Source organism: Syntrophotalea acetylenica (assembly GCF_001888165.1).
GTDB lineage: Bacteria > Desulfobacterota > Desulfuromonadia > Desulfuromonadales > Syntrophotaleaceae > Syntrophotalea > Syntrophotalea acetylenica.
Window position 1 is genome coordinate 44,060 of record NZ_CP015455.1, and the last position, 18,648, is coordinate 62,707.

Genomic DNA, 18,648 nt, shown 5'->3' on the forward strand with positions numbered 1-18,648 from the left:
TCCTGGCTTTTTCCAGAGAAATTTTTTAAGGGCCGGGTTTTCACTGCAGGCCGCATGCCCTCTCCTCTTTCCTCTTGGTTTCTGACTTTCTTTTTCAATAACACTCTGCCAGCAACACCCCCAAGCTCGCTTCCGGCTGACAAGTTCCGATTCCGGCCCTGCCAGCGGTTGACGATCCGTCGAAGGATGTTAACTGTTTAGGAAGGGAACCCTTTGCTCCGTTAATGCGTGTCCGTTCGAAACCACCGGATGCACACGGCGAAGTATCCAGTTGGGAAACCGGCAATTTTTCGTTGCGGCGAGGAAATCAAGGGGTTGTGCGAAGGCTTACAGCCGTGCGCCGCAAAAGCAAGCCTGCGGATTGACGCCGCCAGAACAGGCGCGAGGAAGGAGCGACGTATGCGGGTTGGAGAGGTGTGCAATCGCGACGTGGTCATCATGGATCGCAATAAGCCCATATCCGAGGCTGCCAGACTGATGCGCCATCATCACGTGGGAGACGTGGTGGTGGTTGAGGAACGCAGCGGGCAGCGCTACCCGGTCGGAATTCTCACCGATCGCGACCTGGTGGTGGAAGTTCTGGCCAACGAGGTCGCCCCGGAGAGCCTGCTGGTAGGCGATGTCATGAGTTTCGACCTGATCACGACCAGGGAAGAGGAAAGCCTGCTCGAAGCCATCAAACGCATGCGCGACAAAGGCATCCGGCGCATGCCCGTGATCGCAGCCAACAACACGTTGATCGGCATCATTACCATGGACGACCTTCTGGATCTGATTGCCGAGCAGCTGGCTGATCTGGTGGTACTGATCGGCCGGGAGCAGCGACGGGAAACCGATCGTCAGCCATGACGCTTACCCTCGCCGGTGCACCGCTGTGCCGGATGGCGAACTTGTGCCACGAAAAAAACCGCGCAACCGGTCGCCCCAGGTTTGACCGAAGACCACCCGTCTGAGATCCGGAAGCTGTGCATCGACCGCTTGCACACCCGCTGCCACGGCCTCTTCGAATTGAGAAAAATCGGCCCAATGGCTGCCGTTGTTCCGAGGACACAGCACAAGATCGGCGTGACGGGAGCGTTCCAGACCCAATCTCCAGCGAGCGATGCTGTCGGCGCGTCCGATAATTTCAATGGCACTGCCAAGTTCGCCGCAGGGATCGAGGGAACGGGTCACATCGACGGCAATCACGACCTCCGCACCCAGACGCAAAGCGGGCGCCACCGGCACCGCATCAATCCATCCGCCGTCGACCAGGATCCTGCCATCATCATGAACCGCCGGCAACAGGCCGGGAATGGCGCAACTTGCAGATACCGCGCGCCGTAAAGAGCCTTGCGAAAAAACCACTTCCTCGCCGGACACCAGATCCAGGGCTGTTGTACAAAAAGGCAGCCGCGCATCCTCGAAGGTGCCATCGTCAATCATCAGGGCAAAGTTCTGCTGCGAGGTGGTGGCGCCGAAATAGGATCGGCGCGTCGCGACCAGGGTATAAAAGATACCCTTCCACGCAAGCTGCAGGAGCCGGTCGAAAAGGCCGGCCTCCGCCTCTTCCTGATCGGCAAGCTGATTGAATCGCGTTTCCCTGAATTCTTCGCTGTCGAGATATGCCTGAAAACGCCCCTTGAGACGCGCAGCACATGGATCCAGCGCATACATGGCGCCGACGATCGCCCCCATGCTTGTACCGGCAATCATATCGATGGGCAATCCGTGCTTTTCGAACCCTTCAAGAACGCCGATATGCGCCAGTCCGCGCGCCGCGCCACCGCCAAGAGCCAGAGCTACCTTGGGCCTTCTGAACATGCCTTCCTCCTGCCATAAAGAACCTGCATTAACCGTATCACACCTGCGACAGAAAAAGAAGGTGACATGCCTCGATCCCCCTGACTTCCGGTCCCGATGCGATTAGCCGCCATATGCACAACAGAATTTTCTATTTGATAAAATTAATTTATTTTGTCAGAATGTTTTTCCCCTCAACAAGGAAGACCCTATGCCCGCCATCAAAACCTGGCCGGAAAATGAACGCCCACGGGAAAAACTGCTGAGCCGCGGCCCGGAAGCCCTGACCGAAGCGGAACTGCTGGCTCTTGTCCTGCGCAACGGCGATGCATCGAGCGGCAGCAACGCCCTCGAGCAGGGTCGAGCCCTGCTGAAGCGTTTTGGCTGTCTGCGAAAACTGGGCGCGGCAACGGTTCCCGAACTTCTGAAAATGCGCGGTATCGGTCCGGCGAAAGCCGCGGAGTTGCTGGCGGTGTTCGAACTGGCGCGCCGCTTCGGTTGCAACCCGCTACGACCGGGAGAGCGTTACACCACGCCGCAGGCGGTTTTCGCTCACTTTCATGAACGCCTGCGGGATCACAAGCGCGAACGCTTCATCGCACTACTGCTGGACAGCAAAAATCGGCTGCTGCGCGAAGTCGCCATTTCGGAAGGCAGCCTTACCGCCAGCATCGTCCATCCCCGTGAGGTCTTCGGGCCGGTGGTGCGCGAATCGGCTGCGGCGGTGCTGTTCGTTCACAACCACCCCTCCGGCGACCCGGCACCGAGCCGCGAGGACCTCGAAATCACGCAACGCCTCAGGGAAGCCGGCGACCTGATGGGAGTAAGGGTTCTCGATCACATCATCATAGGCAGCGAAGGCTATGTCAGCCTCGCGGACCGCGGCCTCCTCTAGCAGCGGTTGCCTCAGGATTGCAGGCCATGTTATGCTTTAGCGTATTTTCGGAAAGCTGGCCGGGGGCAACCCGGTCTTTTTTTCTGTTGCAGGCCCAATCCGACAGGTCTTGAACGCACCGGACTTGGGCCTCAGCTATTTTCATCCGGATTTTGCGGATGAACACTCTCTGCCTGAAAGCGACGTATCAAGCATGCCCGACACGCTGAATCACCCGGAACTGCTGGCCCCGGCCGGTAGCCTGGAAGCCTTTTTCGCCGCCATGGAATCAGGGGCCGACGCCGTTTATTGCGGCCTCAGGCAATTTTCCGCCCGCGCCAAAGCCCGCAATATTTCCCTGGCCGACCTCGAAGGGATGCTGGCCTATGCCCGCAAGCTGCGTCGCCGTATCTATGTGACGGTCAATACCCTGATCCGCGAGGAGGAGCTGCCTCAGCTGGCCGAAACCCTGGCCGACCTTGAGGCGCTGCGCATCGACGGCATCATTCTGCAGGATCTGGCGGTCTGGAAAATGGCGCGGGACCACTTTCCCGGCCTGCCCCTGCACGCTTCGACGCAGATGACGGTGCATAACGCCGCTGGCGTCAAGATGCTGGAGCGCATGGGATTCAAGAGGGCGGTGCTGGCCCGCGAGTTGACCCTTGAGGAAATCTCCGCCATACGTCGGGAAACCAGCCTGGAGCTGGAGCATTTCATCCACGGCGCCTTGTGTTTCAGCTATTCCGGGCAATGTCTGTTCAGCAGCTGGCTCGGCGGCAAAAGCGGCAACCGCGGCCGTTGTGCGCAGCCCTGCCGCAGGCGCTACAGCTACCGCCAGAAATATGGCTACTATTTTTCTCCCAATGACCTGTCGGCAATCGATCTATTGTCCGACCTTCAGAAAGCCGGCATCGGCAGTTTCAAAATTGAAGGACGCATGAAAAGCGCCGAATACGTGGCCAATGTTGTTTCGGCTTATCGCATGGTGATGGACGCGCCGGATACTCAGCGGAAGGAGTCCCTTTCGCAAGCCAAGGACCGCCTCAAACAATCCTTCGGACGCCTTCCGACCAAGGGATTTCTGCCCGGGCCGCGGCCAACCGATATCGCCATCCCGTCCATGAAGGGTGCCACGGGCCGTTTTCTGGGAGAAATCAGCGCCCTGCGCGGCGGCGAGATTACCTTCAAGAGCCGCGACCGTCTGCACATCGGCGACCGTATCCGTATTCAGCCGAAAAGTGACCAGGCCGGCACCGCATTCACCATCAAGCAATTGCGGCTGGGACGCAGCACCGTCAAAGCCGCCCCCGCCGGCAGCCTGGTGACCGTGCCCTCCAGTTTCCGCGATACCTTCCGCATCGGCGATGCGGTGTTCAAGGTCTCCTCGGAGCAGGCCTTCACCATGAGTGAAGCGGCCTGCCGCCGCAAACTGCACCAAGCCGGAAATATCCCCGACCAGCTTGACCTGCACATCGCATTGCAGGGACGGGACCTGACGCTGACCGGCCGATCCGGCCCTGTCGAAATCAGGCAAACCTACGAGGTGCCGGTGTTTCCCGCCACTGACAATCCACTGTCGGTCGATATTCTGCGCGGCGTCTTCGAGCGCAGCGGAAAAGAGCCTTTGAGCCTGCGCGACATCACCTCGGAGCCCTTGCCTCCCGTGGTCATCCCCCCCAGCCGGCTCAAGGATATCAGGCGCCTTTTTTATCAGGCCGTTGCCCAAAATCTCAGTGACGCCAGCAACACGGCTCGCCAAAAACACCTGCGCTCGGCCCTGGACAGCCTGCTCCCGATCGCACCTCTTGTTGACGGATATAAACGGCAGATCACCGTAGCCATCGACCGTTTACGCGACGGGCACCTGCTTAACGACCCGCTGGTCGACCGCATCATACTGCCCATGACCGCGTCCAATGTCCAGCAACTGGCCAAGGGGCATCGTTTTACCGGCCGCGAAGACAAGGTTGTCTGGGATATTCCTTTTGTGCTGCTGGGTGCCGATTGGCGGGAAAGCCGCGATATCGTCCGGGTCCTGACGGCATCCGGATTTCATAACTTCAGACTCAACAATCTTGGGCATTTTCCCCTGTTCGACGGTATGCAGGAGGTCACACTGCATTGCGGCTGGCGCCTGTTCACCGTCAACAGCCAGGCGGCCCTGGCCTGGAAGGAGCTCGGCATCTCGACCATCACCCTTTACCTGGAAGACGATCGCGCCAACCTTGAAAACCTGCTGCGGCGTGAGACGGGGCTACCAACAGAGATGACGGTCTATGCCTCGGTGCCCCTGATAACGTCACGCATTCCCCTGCGTGGCCTGCGCAGCGACAGTCCGGTTGTTTCGGATCGGGACGATGCCTACCGGGTAACCCAACGCGGTGGCCAGACGGTAGTCAGCCCGGAAACCGACTTTTCCCTGCTGAATCGCCTTTCGGAACTGGAAGATCTGGGCTGTCACCGCTTTATTGTCGATCTTTCCCACCTTGGCCCTTATTCCCCCCGGGGGAAACTGGTGCTGGATGCACTGCGACGGGAAGGCGGCCTGCCGGCAACGTCGTCTTTCAACTTTGAGCGGGGCATGGAATAATAGCCGCGGCTCCCGTAACCGGCAGGAGCTAAGGTGCCGGCGGCGGCATGTCCGCGTCAGGCAGGGTTTCAAACAGGCTGTCCGCCAGCCTTGCCAACCCCAGGAGCCTGTCGTAATCCGGAGTTGCCAGAAGCACTGCCGAAGCGCCGCCTTGCAGGGCATGACCCCGGTCTCGCCACAGTTCCTGACCGGTTTTACCATCCACGGCCCGGGCTTCGGCGGCAATCTCGAATTCCGGTGGAGGAAAAACCTCGCCATACATGTCGCTGCTGAACAGGAAATCGACATGCACCGCCACCACCAGGTCCGCAGAAGCCGACGCCATGGCGAGCAAATCAGTCCCGGCAACAGCCCTCAGGTCATGGCGCAGGAGCAAACATGAGCCCGGCGGTCCGGTCACCAGAAATCCCTTGGCCTGCAATTTCCGCCGCAACCACATCGCCAATTGCCGCTCAAGGCCACTTTGGGGATGCGGTCGATAGGCCGGATCGTAAGAAATCCCGACCAGCACCACGCTGTGCGCCTTTGGCCAGGCCGTGGCATCCAGAAACACGGGGAGTTTCGGAGCTGCCGAGCACCCCGACATGGCACCCACCAGGATAACCGTCACGAAAAAAGCCCCGATTCCTGCCCGAAGATGCACCGCTGCCTCTCTTTCCCCTCAAAAACCGATTCGCATTGACGTAATTTTAACCCTCGGCTCATGATCGCCCAACACCGTCGGGTTTTAATGCCGGCGTTATCACCAAGGAGGCCGGCATGGCGCGTTTTCGCAGGATTCCATCCTTCATCGAAGCCCACCGTATTCAGAAACGCACCCTTGTCGGCCCCTCGCAAAACGGCCATCAAGGTATGCTTGTGGCCTATCCCGGCGACTACCTGTGCGTGGATAGCCAGGGCCATGCCTTTCTCTGCTCAGCGGAAGAGTTCAAACGTCAATACGAACCGATCGAGGAGCAGGAACCACACCCCCTGCGGAAAGGAGACGACCATGATTGAAACATGCCCCATCTGCGGACGCTACAGCCTCAGCCGCGACTATCCCCCCAAACCCTGCCCCATCTGCGAAGAAGAGTCTCTCGCCCCTTTTGTCAACCCCCTGGAAAGTTGTTCGATTCTGGCTCCCCGGCAACCACCGGCCCCCATGCCGCCCTGCAGAAACTGACACGGAAGCGGCCCTTGCCGGACGCCATTGCACCGGAACCGCTGCTGCCTCAACGGGAAAACCCTGCCCTGGAGCTTTTGATCGGGAATATGTATCTGTTCCTCCCTGAAATTCAAGAGAGAGCTCCTGCCGCAATGGCGGCTGTGCGAAAAAAGTCTAACAGTCGATGGCGAACCGACCAGCCCCCCAAGGGATGGATAATCCCTGTCCTCGGAAAAAAATCCCGGTATCTGTATGCCTTGCGGCAGACACCGGGATTTTTTCGTCGCGGTCAAAAGCTAAGCGCCCTGACCCATGCCGTCAGGCAAACGACCGGGCAAACAGATCATCGATCGCTTTTCTGCCGGATTCCTCCAAAAACCTTGTCCCTGTGCCGGCGAAACGGGCATGGCCGATAACCGGTTCCTGGCCGCCGGAGCAGGCGGTCCACTCCATCTGCGACCACCGAAACCAGGTATCTTTTTTCTGGTCGAAAACAAACAGTGGCTTGTTGCAGAGCTTGGCGAATTCGGCGCCCCAGCCGGTCCCGCCCTTGACTGTTTTGTCCGGGAGAATTTCACCGACCACGAAAATCTCCTGGGCATGATTCACCTGATACCAGATACTCTGCAAAATCTTGCGAATTTTGAGACTGTCGGTATAGCGCCGGTTCATCAGCCGGGAAACATACCCGAGACTCACATCGCCATGTTTAAGCTCCTCATGATTGAGAAAACGCAGCCCACGCTCTCGCACCCGGCCGTGCCCTTCGAAGGTAAAATTGACTTCTTCGATGCCGTAACGCTCCGCATTCTCGCCAAAGGCCGCTTCAGCCCCGGTAGCGCCACCGCTGAAAAGAATGAAATCCTCCTTCTCCATACCGAATCCTTTCATGGTTTCTGGTTGCGTTGGAATAATCGTGCCGTTGCTGATAAATGTATCATGCCTATGGCGGAAACGTAGTGTATTTTTTCAGGGAGCAGGCACAGGTGTCCTCACGCCCCCTGTTGCCGCCGCCGAAACCAGCGGCGCGGGGCCATTGGCAAAGCTTCCGAACCCGTGCGTCAGTGCAGCTGGTTGAGCAACTCCTCCAGCTCGCCAGACATGACGATGTTGTTGTTGTTGACCGCTTCGATGCTGGCCAGCAGATTCTTGGCCTGGCCGGCGGTCGCTTTAACCTCTTCGGCCACCACCGCGAAACTGCGGCCATGAACCCCGGCCCGCGCCGCCTCGATGGCGGCATTGATGGACAGCATCTCCAGATTGAAAGCCACCTGGGTGATCGCCGCAAGGGCTTTTTTCACAGAAGCCGTACTGCCGATGATCTCATCGCCAATCTGGCTGATCTTGCCGAAAATCTCGCTGTTAAGCTTGCGGCGCCCTTCCTGCACAACGGTATAGAACATTAGAGCCGCCTGGCTGCTGAGAATCTCGGTGCCCTCGCGATGGTTCTGCCGCAGCATTTCCAGAACCTTGGATGATCCGGTCGCCTCGATAATAAAATCGGTGCGATATTGCTGCATGGCCGCCACCAGATCATCCGGCGTTGGGATCTTGCGCTCCCGGGCGGCCGCCACGGCGACGGCTTTCGCATCGCGGTCAACCAGAAACATGACCCGTACCTTGTCGCTGTCAGCAAAAATCTTCAGCATTTCGAGACCACCACGCCCCCCGCCCACGATACCGATGGTTAACACCTTGTCTTCTTTTGCCATTTCTGTTACCTGCCTCCTCCTGTATTCATGGCGCCCGCACAGGCACCACCGACGGACATCCCCTTCCCACCGCCCGGCTCACACCCGCCGACCCCAATTATAGCGGCCGTGCCGGCATTCATGCTCGCCAGACACACCAATCCATTTATTCCTATTCGTCAACGACACAAAAAGTTTAGGGTAAAACATAATTTTGGTGATCTCCATACTATTTTTCGGATTGCTCCATGTTTCAGCTGGTACCACCGCGACAGCCTTGCAAAAAAGGGATGTGTCGTTTCCAAGGATTTTATATCCTTGTTTTATTCCGTAGCACGGAGCTGCCGATCAGAAGCGTTTCATGGCCACGACACCCGACCGTCAATCCGAGGGATCCTTACCACCAAAACCCGACATTCTGGTATGATTAAGACCACTGTGCTTATACCGCGCTGGTCGGCAACGCCCTGGGAAAAAATTCCAAAGGCCAGGCGGTGCAGGCCTCCGGAGACATGCAACCGCTGTCATGGCAGCAACCGCCAAACAATCCGGAACACGGCATCCGCTGTTTCGAAAAAGGCTTGAAATGACTCATAAAAAAACCACCCGGCCCCGACTCACCTGCTTTCTCGCAGCCTTGGGGATATTGCTTTGCGGTTTCACCCCTGCTGCCCTGGCGCTACCGCACCGCGTCCTGTTTATCAGTTCCTACAACCCGGGATTTCCCACCTTTTTCGATCAGGTTGAGGGGATGTCCAGACTGTTCCATCAGCACCGAATCCTTCTCGACATCGAATTCATGGATACCAAGCGGTTTCCTTCAGAGGAAAATCTTCACCTTTTCCGCAGAGCCCTGACTTATAAGCTGTCCCACATCCGTGCTTACGACGCCATCATCGCGGGAGATGACAACGCCCTTAAGTTCGCCCTGACCGAACAGAGCCGGCTGTTCCGGGATCTGCCCATCGTCTTTCTCGGCATAAACGATACCAGCCTGGCGCTGGAACAGAATCTCCATCCCCGCGTTACCGGCATCGCCGAAAAGGTTTCCATGAAAGAAACCCTGGCCCTCATGGCGAAACTGCACCCCGGAGCCAGGCGCATCGTAGCCATCGCCGACCCTACCACAACCGCGCAGGCGGATCTGCGTACCTTTTACGCGGCCAGAACGTCGGTGCCCGAAATCAGCCTGGCCCATCTTTCGCTGGCGGACATGACATTCCAGACACTGGGTGAACGCCTGGCCGAACTGGGTAAGGATACCCTGGTGCTGCTGATTTCGGCCCACCAGGATCGGGAAGGCATCGGCCTGCCTTTCAGCGAGAGCCTGCAGTTCATCAACGCCCACCTTCCCCGGCCCCTCTATCACCTGTATTACCACGGCATGGGCGACGGAATTGTCGGCGGCAAGCTTCTCAGTCATGTAGACCAGGGAAAAAGCGCCGCCCGGATGGTGATTGACATTCTCCATGGAAAGCCGGTTTCCCGCCTGCCGGTGCAGACCGGTATCCCTAACCGTTATGTTTTCGACTATCGCCAACTGCAGCGTTTCCAGGTGCCCATTGCCAGCCTTCCGGCCGACAGCACCATCCTTTACCGTCCTGCCTCCTTCTTCCGGACCTATCGCCAGGGGATCTGGGTGCTGGTCTGCCTTCTGGCCCTTGGAGGTGGCGTGGTGGTGCTGCTGCTGAGCCATTTGCGGCAGCGCCTTGAATCGGAAGAAGCGCTGAAAAAAAGCGAGGAACGGTTCCGCAGCATTATTCATTTCTCTCCGATGGGCGTCTTGCAGTATCAGCTCGATGCATCCGATGACCTGGTGCTGACCGGCGTCAATGCCGCCGCCAGAAATATTCTGGGAGAGGGGCTCGATTCACTTGTCGGCAAAACCATTGAAGAGGCCTTTCCAAAGCTGATCGGGACCGAGGTTCCTGAGCAGTTTCGGCGCATCTGCTCCCTGGGCACGTCCTGGCACTGTCCTCAGATCAGCTACGAGGATTTTCCTATCAAAGGCACCTACGAAACCCGCGCGTTCCAGACGGGATCACGTAAAATGGCTTGTTTTTTCTGGGATATTTCGGAACGGACCCGGGCCGAGCAGGCCCTCAAAGAGGCGCTGGACAATGCCCGGAACGCCAGGCAGCAACTGGAGGCGATCCTCAAATCGGTCTCCGACGGCCTGTTGTTTACCGACCTGGACAACCGCATCATGTTGCTGAGCCGGTCGGCGGAAGAGATGTTGGGCGTTGCCCTTAATGACATCTTCGGCCTGCCCATCGGCCAGGTGATCCAGAACGACGTCCTTTGGGGGGGCTGCATTCGGTAGCCTTCGAAGACCAGGAGGAGACTTCGGTGACCATAGGCCTGCCCGATAACCGCGATCATAAAACCCGGACCGTGCAGGCCAACATGGCTGCAGTGCGTAACGAGGAGGGGCTGAAGCGAGGCGTCATCACCCTGCTGCGGGATATCAGCCGCGAACGTGAGCTCGACCTTATGAAGACCGAGTTCATCTCCACCGCGGCCCATGAACTACGCACCCCATTGACAAGCGTTATCGGTTTCTCGGAAGTTCTGTTAAAACAGGGGGGATTCAATGAACAGCAGATGGAATTTCTTACTATCATTCATAAAAAAGCCGAAGTGCTGGGTAAGATTGTGGAAGACCTGCTTGATCTCGCTCGGGTCGACTCGGGCCAGATCATTCGCCTGAAAAAAGACTGGGCCAATATCGGCTCGATCCTGGAACGCTGCGTCTCCGACTACCGGAGAGCCTGCACGGACCATCATTTCAAAACCGTTCTCCCCGACGAAACGGTCTCCATGCTGGTGGATGACCGCAAGCTGTTTCAGGTCATGGAAAACCTGCTCAGCAACGCGGTGAAATTCTCCCCCTCCGGCAGCACCGTTCAGATCACCTGCCAACCCATGGAAACCGAGGTCCATATCGCCGTCAGCGATCAGGGAATCGGCATGAACCCGGATCAGATCACTCGCATTTTCGACAAGTTTTACCGTGTGGACGCTTCCAATACGGCACGGGAGGGACTTGGGCTGGGCATGGGCATTGTCAGAGGCATAGTCGAAGCACACCAGGGACGCATCTGGGTCAACAGCAAACCGGAGCGTGGCACAACCATTTCCTTCACCCTGCCGCGGTCAACACAAGAATAATACAGTCATTTCCATGCAATCGATTCTTCAGCGCCGAGAAAGGCGGCACATTCGTGCCGCCCCACAAAACCCTTGCGAAAAGCATCCGGTCAGTCGCCAAACTGCTCCGCATAGGCTGCATCGTTGTACAGCCCTTCACCGTATTCAGCTGCGCCGCAGTCGCGGATTATCGTCTGGCCCTGCTCAGATGCGACATAATCGATGAATTTGGCGGCGATGGCTGCCCCCGGCGTAACGCCTTCCGGCTGACACAGGGCATGGTAGGTATTGACGATGAACTTGTCCCCTTTGAACAAAACCCTGAGTGCCGACATGTTATTTTTTTCTGCGATCCAGGTACTGCTGTCGGTCATGAAATATCCCCCCTCGTCGTTGGCACGCTGAAGGGTGGCGGTCATGAAGTCATTGGTGACGATATACCAGTCTCCCTCCGGTTTCACGCCAGCTTTTTCCCAAATGGCCAATTCTTTCTTGTGGGTACCGGAGTTGTCGCCCCGCGAAAAAAATCTGGTTTTGGCAGCCGCGATGCGGGCATAGGCATCAGCCGCGCTGGTTGCATTACCAATACCCGCAGGATCGGCCGCCGGACCGACGATAAAAAATTCATTGGATCCGATCAGGGTTCGTTTGACGGCCCACCCCTCTTCAACGGCCTGCTTTTCGGCGGCAGGGGCATGCACCATAATCATATCCACCTGTTTTTCTTTCAGCAACTTCAGCGAGGCGCCGGATCCGGCCTTCTGCCATCTGAGTTGGGCATTTTCCTGCTCCGCAAAGGTTTCGCCGAGCACCTTGAGCAGACCCAACTCTCCGGGGCTGCCGGTTGCCAGGGTAAAAGCCTGGCTGCCATCGCCGTAAACGGCGGCGTACTGATTTCCGGCAATGGCAGTAGATACAAAGGCTGCCAGCGCCAGCCACAGGACGGAAAAAACAATTCTTCTTCTCATGGATTTTTCTCCTTAAAAAAATGGTTTTGTTTCGTCCTCCATCGGGCTTTCTTCGACGCTATATATTTAAACACATATCCTGTCAATTTCATTAACTGTACCGGATTCATTCTGGCAGGAAACCAGGCATGCTAAATGGTGTCTCCCTTGGAGTCTGCGCGGAGCAGGCCTCCAACAGTGCCACGAACCAGGATGCCCGGCCATCTCAGATCAGCCGTGCGGCGGGGCAGGTTTTGGGTAGAGAGAAGCCAGCTTGACGCGGTGGGGAGGGCACCTGACAGCTCACGAGAGGAAACGGCAAAAAAAGGGAAGCCTGTGACGATCCGGCGTTGCGATATGGACTGGCCAAAGCGTTCGTTGTTCCTGTGGAGACCATGGGCGGGCGGGAATGCAATCAACACCGCTTCTCCGGTCCGACACTGTTCAACGACCAGGCGCCCCGTTGTCCAGAACCCGGCACCGCAAACCGGCACTGCTGGCAGCGTAACCTGCATTGCCTTCATAGGAAACTTCGAGGGTCTGGCCTGGTCGCATCGCCAGGGCTCCGCGATAACCACAGGTCCTGGCACCCAGCTGCCACCGCTGACCGTCAGCATGCATCACACGCACGTCGGCCCAGACACTCTCGCGACCATCCATGGTTATTTCCATAACCTGACCGGCGGCCAGATTGTGACGGGCATAAGAACCCTCCGGCTCCAGGCCACCGTGAGGGGCTTCATACAAAAAGACACTGACCGGACCGTCGCTCCAGAAGTTGTCCAGACGCAGGCAGTCCTCAGCGGCCCATGCCGGTGAAATCAACCATGAGCACACAAGCAACCCCCCTGCCAGCGTGCGTAAGATAGCTTTCATTGCCCGTCTCCTGAAAAATAAGATTAATGACCATTTTCAGCGACATCATGCCTTTTTAACCGGACAGAGGCAACCCTTAACCCGCAGGCAAAAACGATCGTCTTTTTGACAACCGCGCGCGGGCTTTTAAACTTCAAGAAACCACCGGGAACTGGCGCCGCCTTTTCGGCCAGGCGCCCCCGGCCCGCACACGGAGGAGCCTATGTGGGATTATACCGATAAAGTCAAAGATCACTTTCTGCATCCGCGCAACGTCGGCGAGGTCGAGGACCCGGACGGCATCGGTGAGGTCGGCTCCCTGGCCTGTGGGGACGCCTTGCGCCTGACCTTCAAGCTCGATGGAGATGGCCGGATCAAGGATATCAAATTCAAAACCTTCGGCTGCGCCAGCGCCATCGCCTCTTCCTCTGCCTTGACGGAAATCGTCAAGGGCATGACTCTGGAAGAGGCGGAGAAGGTCAACAACCAGGACCTCGCCGAATTCCTCGGCGGCCTGCCGGAAGAAAAAATGCACTGCTCCGTCATGGGCAAGGAAGCTCTGGAGGCCGCCATCGCCAATTATCGGGGAGAGGCGGCAGTCAAGGAAGAATACGACATCGTCTGCAAGTGCTTTGGCGTCACCGACAAGGAAATTGAACGGGTGGCCAGGGAAAACCGCTTGACCACGGTAGCTCAGGTCACCGATTTCACGAAAGCCGGTGGCGGCTGCCAGGCCTGCCACCCCAAAATCGAGGATATCCTGAAGAAACTGTGGGGCAGCAAAACGGCCGAGCCGGTGGAAGAGCGACTACCGAAAGGGAAAAAACTCTCCAATCTGCAAAAAATCCGCCTCATCGAGGAAACCCTGGAGCGGGAAATACTGCCGCCGATCCGCTCCGACGGCGGTGATCTGGAACTGATCGACATCGACGGCAGCAAGGTGCTGGTGGCGCTGCGCGGGACCTGCTCCTTCTGCCCGCAGGCAAACTTCACTCTCAAGCACTTCGTCGAAGCCAAGCTGCGTGAATTCGTGAGCCCTGAAATCGAGGTGGAGGAGGTAAAACCATGAGAACCGTCTATCTCGACAACAACGCCACCACCCGCACCGCTCCGGAAGTCGTCGAAGCGATGCTGCCGTTTTTCAGCGATCTGTACGGCAATCCTTCGAGCATGCACTTTTTTGGCGGCCAGGTAGCACGCTACGTTCAGGAGGCCAGGGAAAAAGTGGCCACCCTGATCGGCGCCCAGCCGGAAGAGATCGTCTTCACCAGTTGCGGAACCGAAAGCGACAATGCCGCCATCATGGGCACCCTGTACTCTTATCCGGAAAAAAAACATATCGTCATTACCCGGGTAGAACATCCGGCGGTACTGAACACGGCTCATCAACTGCAGGCACGCGGTTATCGCGTCACTGACCTGGGCGTGGACCGCGAAGGCAGGCTTGACCTCGATGAGCTGCGCGCCGTTCTGACCGACGAAACCGCGCTGGTCAGCATCATGTCCGCCAACAACGAAACCGGCGTGTTGTTTCCGATCGATGAAATCGCTGCCATAACCCGCGCCCGCGGCATCCCTTTTCATACCGACGCCGTGCAATCCATCGGCAAGGTTCCCCTCGATCTGCGCAAAACCCCTATCGATATGCTATCCCTTTCAGGACACAAGCTGCATGCGCCCAAGGGGGTCGGCGCGCTTTACATCCGCAAGGGAACCCGCTTCGCCCCGTTTGTGGTTGGCGGCCATCAGGAAGGGGGGCGCCGCGGCGGCACGGAAAACGTCCCCTATATCGTCGGGCTGGGACGCGCCGCCCAGTTCGCCATGGAACATTTGAAACAGGAAAACACTCGCATCAGGACCCTGCGTGACCGCCTGGAGGCGGAACTGCTGAAAATCATCCCCAATACCATGGTCAACGGCGACAGCAAAAACCGACTACCCAACACCTGCAGCCTGAGCTTTGAATATGTGGAGGGGGAATCGATCCTCATGCTGCTCAGCGATGAGGGCATCTGCGCTTCGTCCGGTTCGGCCTGCACCAGCGGGTCCCTGCAGCCTTCCCATGTGCTGCGCGCCATGGGGGTGCCCTTCACTGCGGCCCACGGCTCGATCCGCTTCAGTCTGAGCGTCTACAATACCGACGAGGACATCGATCATGTCATCGCCGTTCTGCCGCCTGTCATTCAGCGGCTGCGGAATATCTCGCCTTTCTGGAAGGACTACCTGGAAGGCAAGCCGCTCAGCTCTTTTTTAACCGGCGGTGATATCACGCATCACGTCCATGGATAAAGCCATGATCCCTCCCGTATCGCTGAAGCCCGCAGCTTGATGCCGCGGGCTTTTTATCGCGCCGCCATTTAGATTTGCATCCCTTTTAAAAAAATATTTTCTAATTGGATTTTTCCTGTTTAAAACGTGTATGTTTATTTAATCCAATAGGGTGTTCCATAACATTAAAAATTCAGCTGTTTTTTTGCGGAGGGCAGCGTGACCAGCGCAGGTGCACCTGGTATCGCGCCCCCAGGCCTTCATCGTAACCTGCCGGCTGAAATAAAACCTGCATGGATGGCGTGACACCTGGATCGCGACGTGGATCCGTATAAAAAATCAGGCCAACAGCTTGGCTATACGATCGGGATCTTTATACTTGTTAATATCATTCTGAAAACTTAAAACCGGAGGCTGACATGCCGGATATTCTTAGAATCCTGATCACCCGCGACCTGCAGGCGATATTTGAAACGGATGGCGATTTTTCCCGCCAGGAGGGCCTTGCCCTGCTGGTGGCAGAGGATGGAGAACAAGCCTGGCGGGAACTCGATCTGATGCGCCCCAACCTGGTGATGATGGATATCAACGCCAAGGGCATGCCAGGAGATGAATTCTGCCGGCGGCTGCATCAGGATCCCAAACGACGGCATATCCCCGTGGTTCTGATGGTGGAAAACCGCAACCCGCAAGAACTCGACCGCTGCCTTAAAGCACGCTGTGCGGATATTCTCTTCAAGCCGCTCAACCAGCACCTGCTGCTGGCATCGGCGCGGCGCATTCTTGGCCTGAAGTACCGTTCATACAAGCGTGTTCCCATGTGCCTTGCGATGCAATACAGCAGTTCCCCCTCGAGCATGCGTGACGGACTGTGCGTAAACCTGTGCTCGGGAGGCATGTTTGTCGAAACACGACATCTGCTTCCCGTGGAGCAAATGCTGCAGATTGCCTTTACGCTGCCCGGCACAACCCGTAGAATTACCTGCAAGGCAAACGTGAACTGGGTCAACGAAGAACACAATCCCGTCAACAAAAACCTGCCCACTGGTCTGGGGCTGCAGTTTCTGTCTCTCGAGCTGTCCGATCTGCTGAGCATTTGCCGCTATATCCGCAGGCGGTCTGTCCCGGCTGAAGTCGGAAAACCCTGCCGCACCAAAAACAGACCTCGACGGAATCGCCGTCCCTGATCGAACCTGCCTGATGTCCTTCCATCATGCGCGCGAAGGCTTTGGCGCCGACGCACCGTTGAGATCCAGGTGCTGCAGGGACCAAAGTCGCGCATAGCGACCGTTTTGAGCCAGCAACTGGCCGTGGGTGCCGGTTTCCCGTATGCAGCCCCGGTGCAGCAGTACGATCATGTCGGCCTTCTGCACGGAGCGCAACCGGTGGGCGATAACCAGCAGTGTGCGACCGGAACGCAGTTTTTCCAGGACCTGATGAACCCTTTCTTCGCTGGCGGCGTCGAGACGGCTGGTCGCCTCGTCGAACAGCAGAATCGAAGGATCACCAACCAGGGTGCGCGCCACACACAGCAACTGACGTTCCCCTGCCGACAAATTGCGGCCGCGTTCCTGCAGCATCCCCTGCATCCCACCCAGCCGGGATACGGCTTTCCAGGCACCGCAATCCTCCAGCAACGCCTGCAGTCGCCCATCGGACAGATGCCCCAGCGGGTCGAGGTTTTCCCGCACGGTTCCGGCAAACAGAAACGGTTCCTGGGAAACCCACCCGATACGGCGCCGCACTTCCGCCGGATCCATTTCGGCGAGGTTCACGCCATCGAGCAGAATGCGTCCCGCCGTTGGCTCGTAGAACCGCAGCAACAGTCTTCCCAGGGTGGTTTTGCCGCTGCCCGTGTCTCCGACAATGCCTATCATCTGCCCCGCCGCGAAGCGAATATCGAGGTCCGCCAGCACCGGTTGCTGCCCATCATAGGAAAAAGATACATGGTCAAACCGCAAATCACCCACGCCGCCGGGCACAGACAGCTGCCGCCCTCCTGGTTCGGAGGGCTGATCGAGAAGTTCAAAAATCCGTTCAAGGGAGGCGTTGCTGGCCTGCAACAGGGAATAGTGGCTGCTGAGCTTGCGCAGAGGGGCAAAAAATCGCTGCACATACTCCAGAAACGCCACCAGGGTACCGAAACTGGCCACTCCCTGTAAAACCGAAAACCCGCCACGCCATAAAACCCCGGCGACAGCCAGGGCGGCAAGAGCCTCCAGGGCGCTGAACAGGAACACATCCCAGCGAATAGCGCCAAAATTACTGACCCGATATGCCTCCTGCAGATGATCAAATTCATTCAGGGTTCGCGCCTGCTGGCCGAACAGACGCACCGTCGATATGCCGGCGATACGTTCCGCAAGATAGCCATTAAGCTCGGCCAGCCGGGATCTGACCTGGCGCATGGCTTGCCGCATGCGCCTTCGAAACAGCAGCAGCACCACTCCCAACAGCGGCAGAAGGGCAAAGCACACGCCGGTCAGCATCGGACTCAGCCACAACATGGCAATCACCACGAACAGCAGGGAAAAGACCTCGCCGAAGGCTGACGCCACACCCGACGCGAAAAGCTCCCCAACATTCTCCACATCGCTGGTGAGGCGTGTTACCAGACGTCCGGAGGGCTGCCGGTCAAAAAAGCGCGCCGGCAACCGCAGCAAATGCCGGAACCCCCGACTGCGAAGCTCGGCGGTTATTTTCTGCCCGACGCCCTGTGCCAGATAGCCCTGCCAGAAACCGATCAGGCTTTCGGCACAGGCGGCAGCCAGAAACAGCAAGGCGATGTTTCCCAATCCCTGCAGTTGACCGAGGACGATATGCCGGTCGATGGCGATTTTAAGCAGAAAGGGTTGAATCAGGCGTGCTGCCGATGCCAACGGCAGTAGAATCACAGCCCCGGTCGCCGATACACGATAGGGATGAATGAGCCTCATGAAACGCCGGAACAGGGACCAGTCCAGATGCCTTCCGGTGATTTCATCCATGTCGAACATGCCGCGCTTCACGCCAGACCCTCCAGTTCCCGCTGCAATCGCTCCTTCTCGACAAGCCGGGCATACCAGCCGCCCTCGGCCAGCAACTGCTGGTGGCTGCCACACTCCTGCAGCCGACCGTTTTCCAGAATGGCGATGCAATCGGCGGCCGCCAGCAATGACGCCTGCCCGGAAACCAGAAAAACGGTTTTTCCCGCCAGCAAGCGCAGCAGCCGGCGCCAGATCCGCTGCGACGTGGCGGCATCAAGATGACTGAAAGGATCGTCCAGCAACCATAATCCGCCGCCGCGGCCGAGGGCACGCCCCAGACACACCCTCTGGCGCTGCCCACCGGACAGGGCCTGGCCC

The 18,648-nt window shown here is 57.9% G+C and carries 18 protein-coding genes; 10 read left to right on the forward strand and 8 right to left on the reverse strand.

Features of this window, described 5'->3' with window-relative positions; translation table 11 throughout:
* Positions 1–399 precede the first annotated feature (399 nt).
* Positions 400–849 (forward strand): CBS domain-containing protein, encoded by a 450-nt coding sequence (locus tag A6070_RS00255; protein ID WP_072286528.1) that lies wholly within the window; start codon positions 400–402, stop codon positions 847–849.
* Positions 850–852: 3 nt separating this feature from the next.
* Here A6070_RS00255 and A6070_RS00260 read toward each other — a convergent pair whose 3' ends face one another.
* Complete coding sequence (locus tag A6070_RS00260) at positions 853–1,803, reverse strand: patatin-like phospholipase family protein (RefSeq protein WP_072286529.1); 951 nt, start codon at positions 1,801–1,803, stop codon at positions 853–855.
* Positions 1,804–1,993: 190 nt separating this feature from the next.
* Here A6070_RS00260 and radC point away from each other — a divergent pair, with 190 nt between their 5' ends.
* Together radC and A6070_RS00270 are read left to right on the forward strand one after the other, a co-directional pair.
* Entirely contained in the window at positions 1,994–2,677 is a 684-nt protein-coding gene (gene radC, locus A6070_RS00265) for a RadC family protein (RefSeq protein ID WP_072286530.1), read from the forward strand.
* A 193-nt stretch (positions 2,678–2,870) separates the two neighbouring features.
* The gene (locus A6070_RS00270; RefSeq protein ID WP_072288052.1) at positions 2,871–5,246 is read left to right on the forward strand and encodes a peptidase U32 family protein; all 2,376 of its coding nucleotides are present in this window, start codon (positions 2,871–2,873) and stop codon (positions 5,244–5,246) included.
* Positions 5,247–5,274: 28 nt separating this feature from the next.
* Here A6070_RS00270 and A6070_RS00275 read toward each other — a convergent pair whose 3' ends face one another.
* Positions 5,275–5,889, reverse strand: coding sequence for a hypothetical protein (locus A6070_RS00275; RefSeq protein ID WP_072286531.1), 615 nt, complete (start codon positions 5,887–5,889; stop codon positions 5,275–5,277).
* 116 nt (positions 5,890–6,005) lie between these two features.
* Here A6070_RS00275 and A6070_RS00280 point away from each other — a divergent pair, with 116 nt between their 5' ends.
* Together A6070_RS00280 and A6070_RS15485 are read left to right on the forward strand one after the other, a co-directional pair.
* Positions 6,006–6,245, forward strand: a complete 240-nt coding sequence (locus A6070_RS00280; RefSeq protein ID WP_072286532.1) for a hypothetical protein — start codon at positions 6,006–6,008, stop codon at positions 6,243–6,245.
* Positions 6,238–6,411, forward strand: coding sequence for a hypothetical protein (locus A6070_RS15485; RefSeq protein WP_158513991.1), 174 nt, complete (start codon positions 6,238–6,240; stop codon positions 6,409–6,411). The genes A6070_RS00280 and A6070_RS15485 overlap by 8 nt, the downstream gene beginning before the upstream one ends.
* A 300-nt stretch (positions 6,412–6,711) precedes the next feature.
* On the opposite strand, the gene A6070_RS00285 is transcribed toward A6070_RS15485, so the two are convergent.
* Both A6070_RS00285 and A6070_RS16375 read right to left on the reverse strand, forming a co-directional pair.
* Entirely contained in the window at positions 6,712–7,284 is a 573-nt protein-coding gene (locus A6070_RS00285) for a hypothetical protein (RefSeq protein ID WP_201257973.1), read from the reverse strand.
* 170 nt (positions 7,285–7,454) lie between these two features.
* Positions 7,455–8,105: a methyl-accepting chemotaxis protein gene (locus A6070_RS16375; protein ID WP_072286534.1), complete on the reverse strand. Its 651-nt coding sequence runs from the start codon at positions 8,103–8,105 to the stop codon at positions 7,455–7,457.
* 565 nt (positions 8,106–8,670) lie between these two features.
* Between A6070_RS16375 and A6070_RS00295 the strand changes: the two genes are divergently transcribed.
* Positions 8,671–10,407, forward strand: a complete 1,737-nt coding sequence (locus A6070_RS00295; RefSeq protein ID WP_158515863.1) for a PAS domain-containing protein — start codon at positions 8,671–8,673, stop codon at positions 10,405–10,407.
* A 26-nt stretch (positions 10,408–10,433) separates the two neighbouring features.
* Positions 10,434–11,255: a sensor histidine kinase gene (locus tag A6070_RS00300; RefSeq protein ID WP_072501914.1), complete on the forward strand. Its 822-nt coding sequence runs from the start codon at positions 10,434–10,436 to the stop codon at positions 11,253–11,255.
* Between the two features lie 89 nt (positions 11,256–11,344).
* On the opposite strand, the gene A6070_RS00305 is transcribed toward A6070_RS00300, so the two are convergent.
* Positions 11,345–12,202 carry an ABC transporter substrate-binding protein gene (locus A6070_RS00305; protein WP_072286536.1) on the reverse strand — a complete coding sequence of 286 codons (858 nt, stop codon included), beginning with the start codon at positions 12,200–12,202 and terminating at the stop codon, positions 11,345–11,347.
* Positions 12,203–12,625: 423 nt separating this feature from the next.
* Positions 12,626–13,057 carry a hypothetical protein gene (locus tag A6070_RS00310; protein ID WP_072286537.1) on the reverse strand — a complete coding sequence of 144 codons (432 nt, stop codon included), beginning with the start codon at positions 13,055–13,057 and terminating at the stop codon, positions 12,626–12,628.
* Between the two features lie 202 nt (positions 13,058–13,259).
* Between A6070_RS00310 and nifU the strand changes: the two genes are divergently transcribed.
* The 3 genes from nifU (at position 13,260) to A6070_RS00325 (ending at position 16,491) form a co-directional block, all read left to right on the forward strand.
* The gene (gene nifU / locus A6070_RS00315; RefSeq protein ID WP_072286538.1) at positions 13,260–14,105 is read left to right on the forward strand and encodes a Fe-S cluster assembly protein NifU; all 846 of its coding nucleotides are present in this window, start codon (positions 13,260–13,262) and stop codon (positions 14,103–14,105) included.
* Entirely contained in the window at positions 14,102–15,325 is a 1,224-nt protein-coding gene (nifS, locus tag A6070_RS00320; protein ID WP_072286539.1) for a cysteine desulfurase NifS, read from the forward strand. The genes nifU and nifS overlap by 4 nt, the downstream gene beginning before the upstream one ends.
* Before the next feature lie 398 nt (positions 15,326–15,723).
* A complete protein-coding gene (locus A6070_RS00325; RefSeq protein ID WP_072286540.1) occupies positions 15,724–16,491 on the forward strand; it encodes a response regulator in 768 nt (255 codons plus the stop codon).
* 24 nt (positions 16,492–16,515) lie between these two features.
* On the opposite strand, the gene A6070_RS00330 is transcribed toward A6070_RS00325, so the two are convergent.
* A complete protein-coding gene (locus A6070_RS00330) occupies positions 16,516–18,312 on the reverse strand; it encodes an ABC transporter ATP-binding protein (RefSeq protein WP_083558574.1) in 1,797 nt (598 codons plus the stop codon).
* Entirely contained in the window at positions 18,309–18,614 is a 306-nt protein-coding gene (locus A6070_RS15240; protein ID WP_158515864.1) for an ABC transporter ATP-binding protein/permease, read from the reverse strand. Before A6070_RS15240 ends, A6070_RS00330 begins: the two co-directional genes overlap by 4 nt.
* Positions 18,615–18,648: the final 34 nt, after the last annotated feature.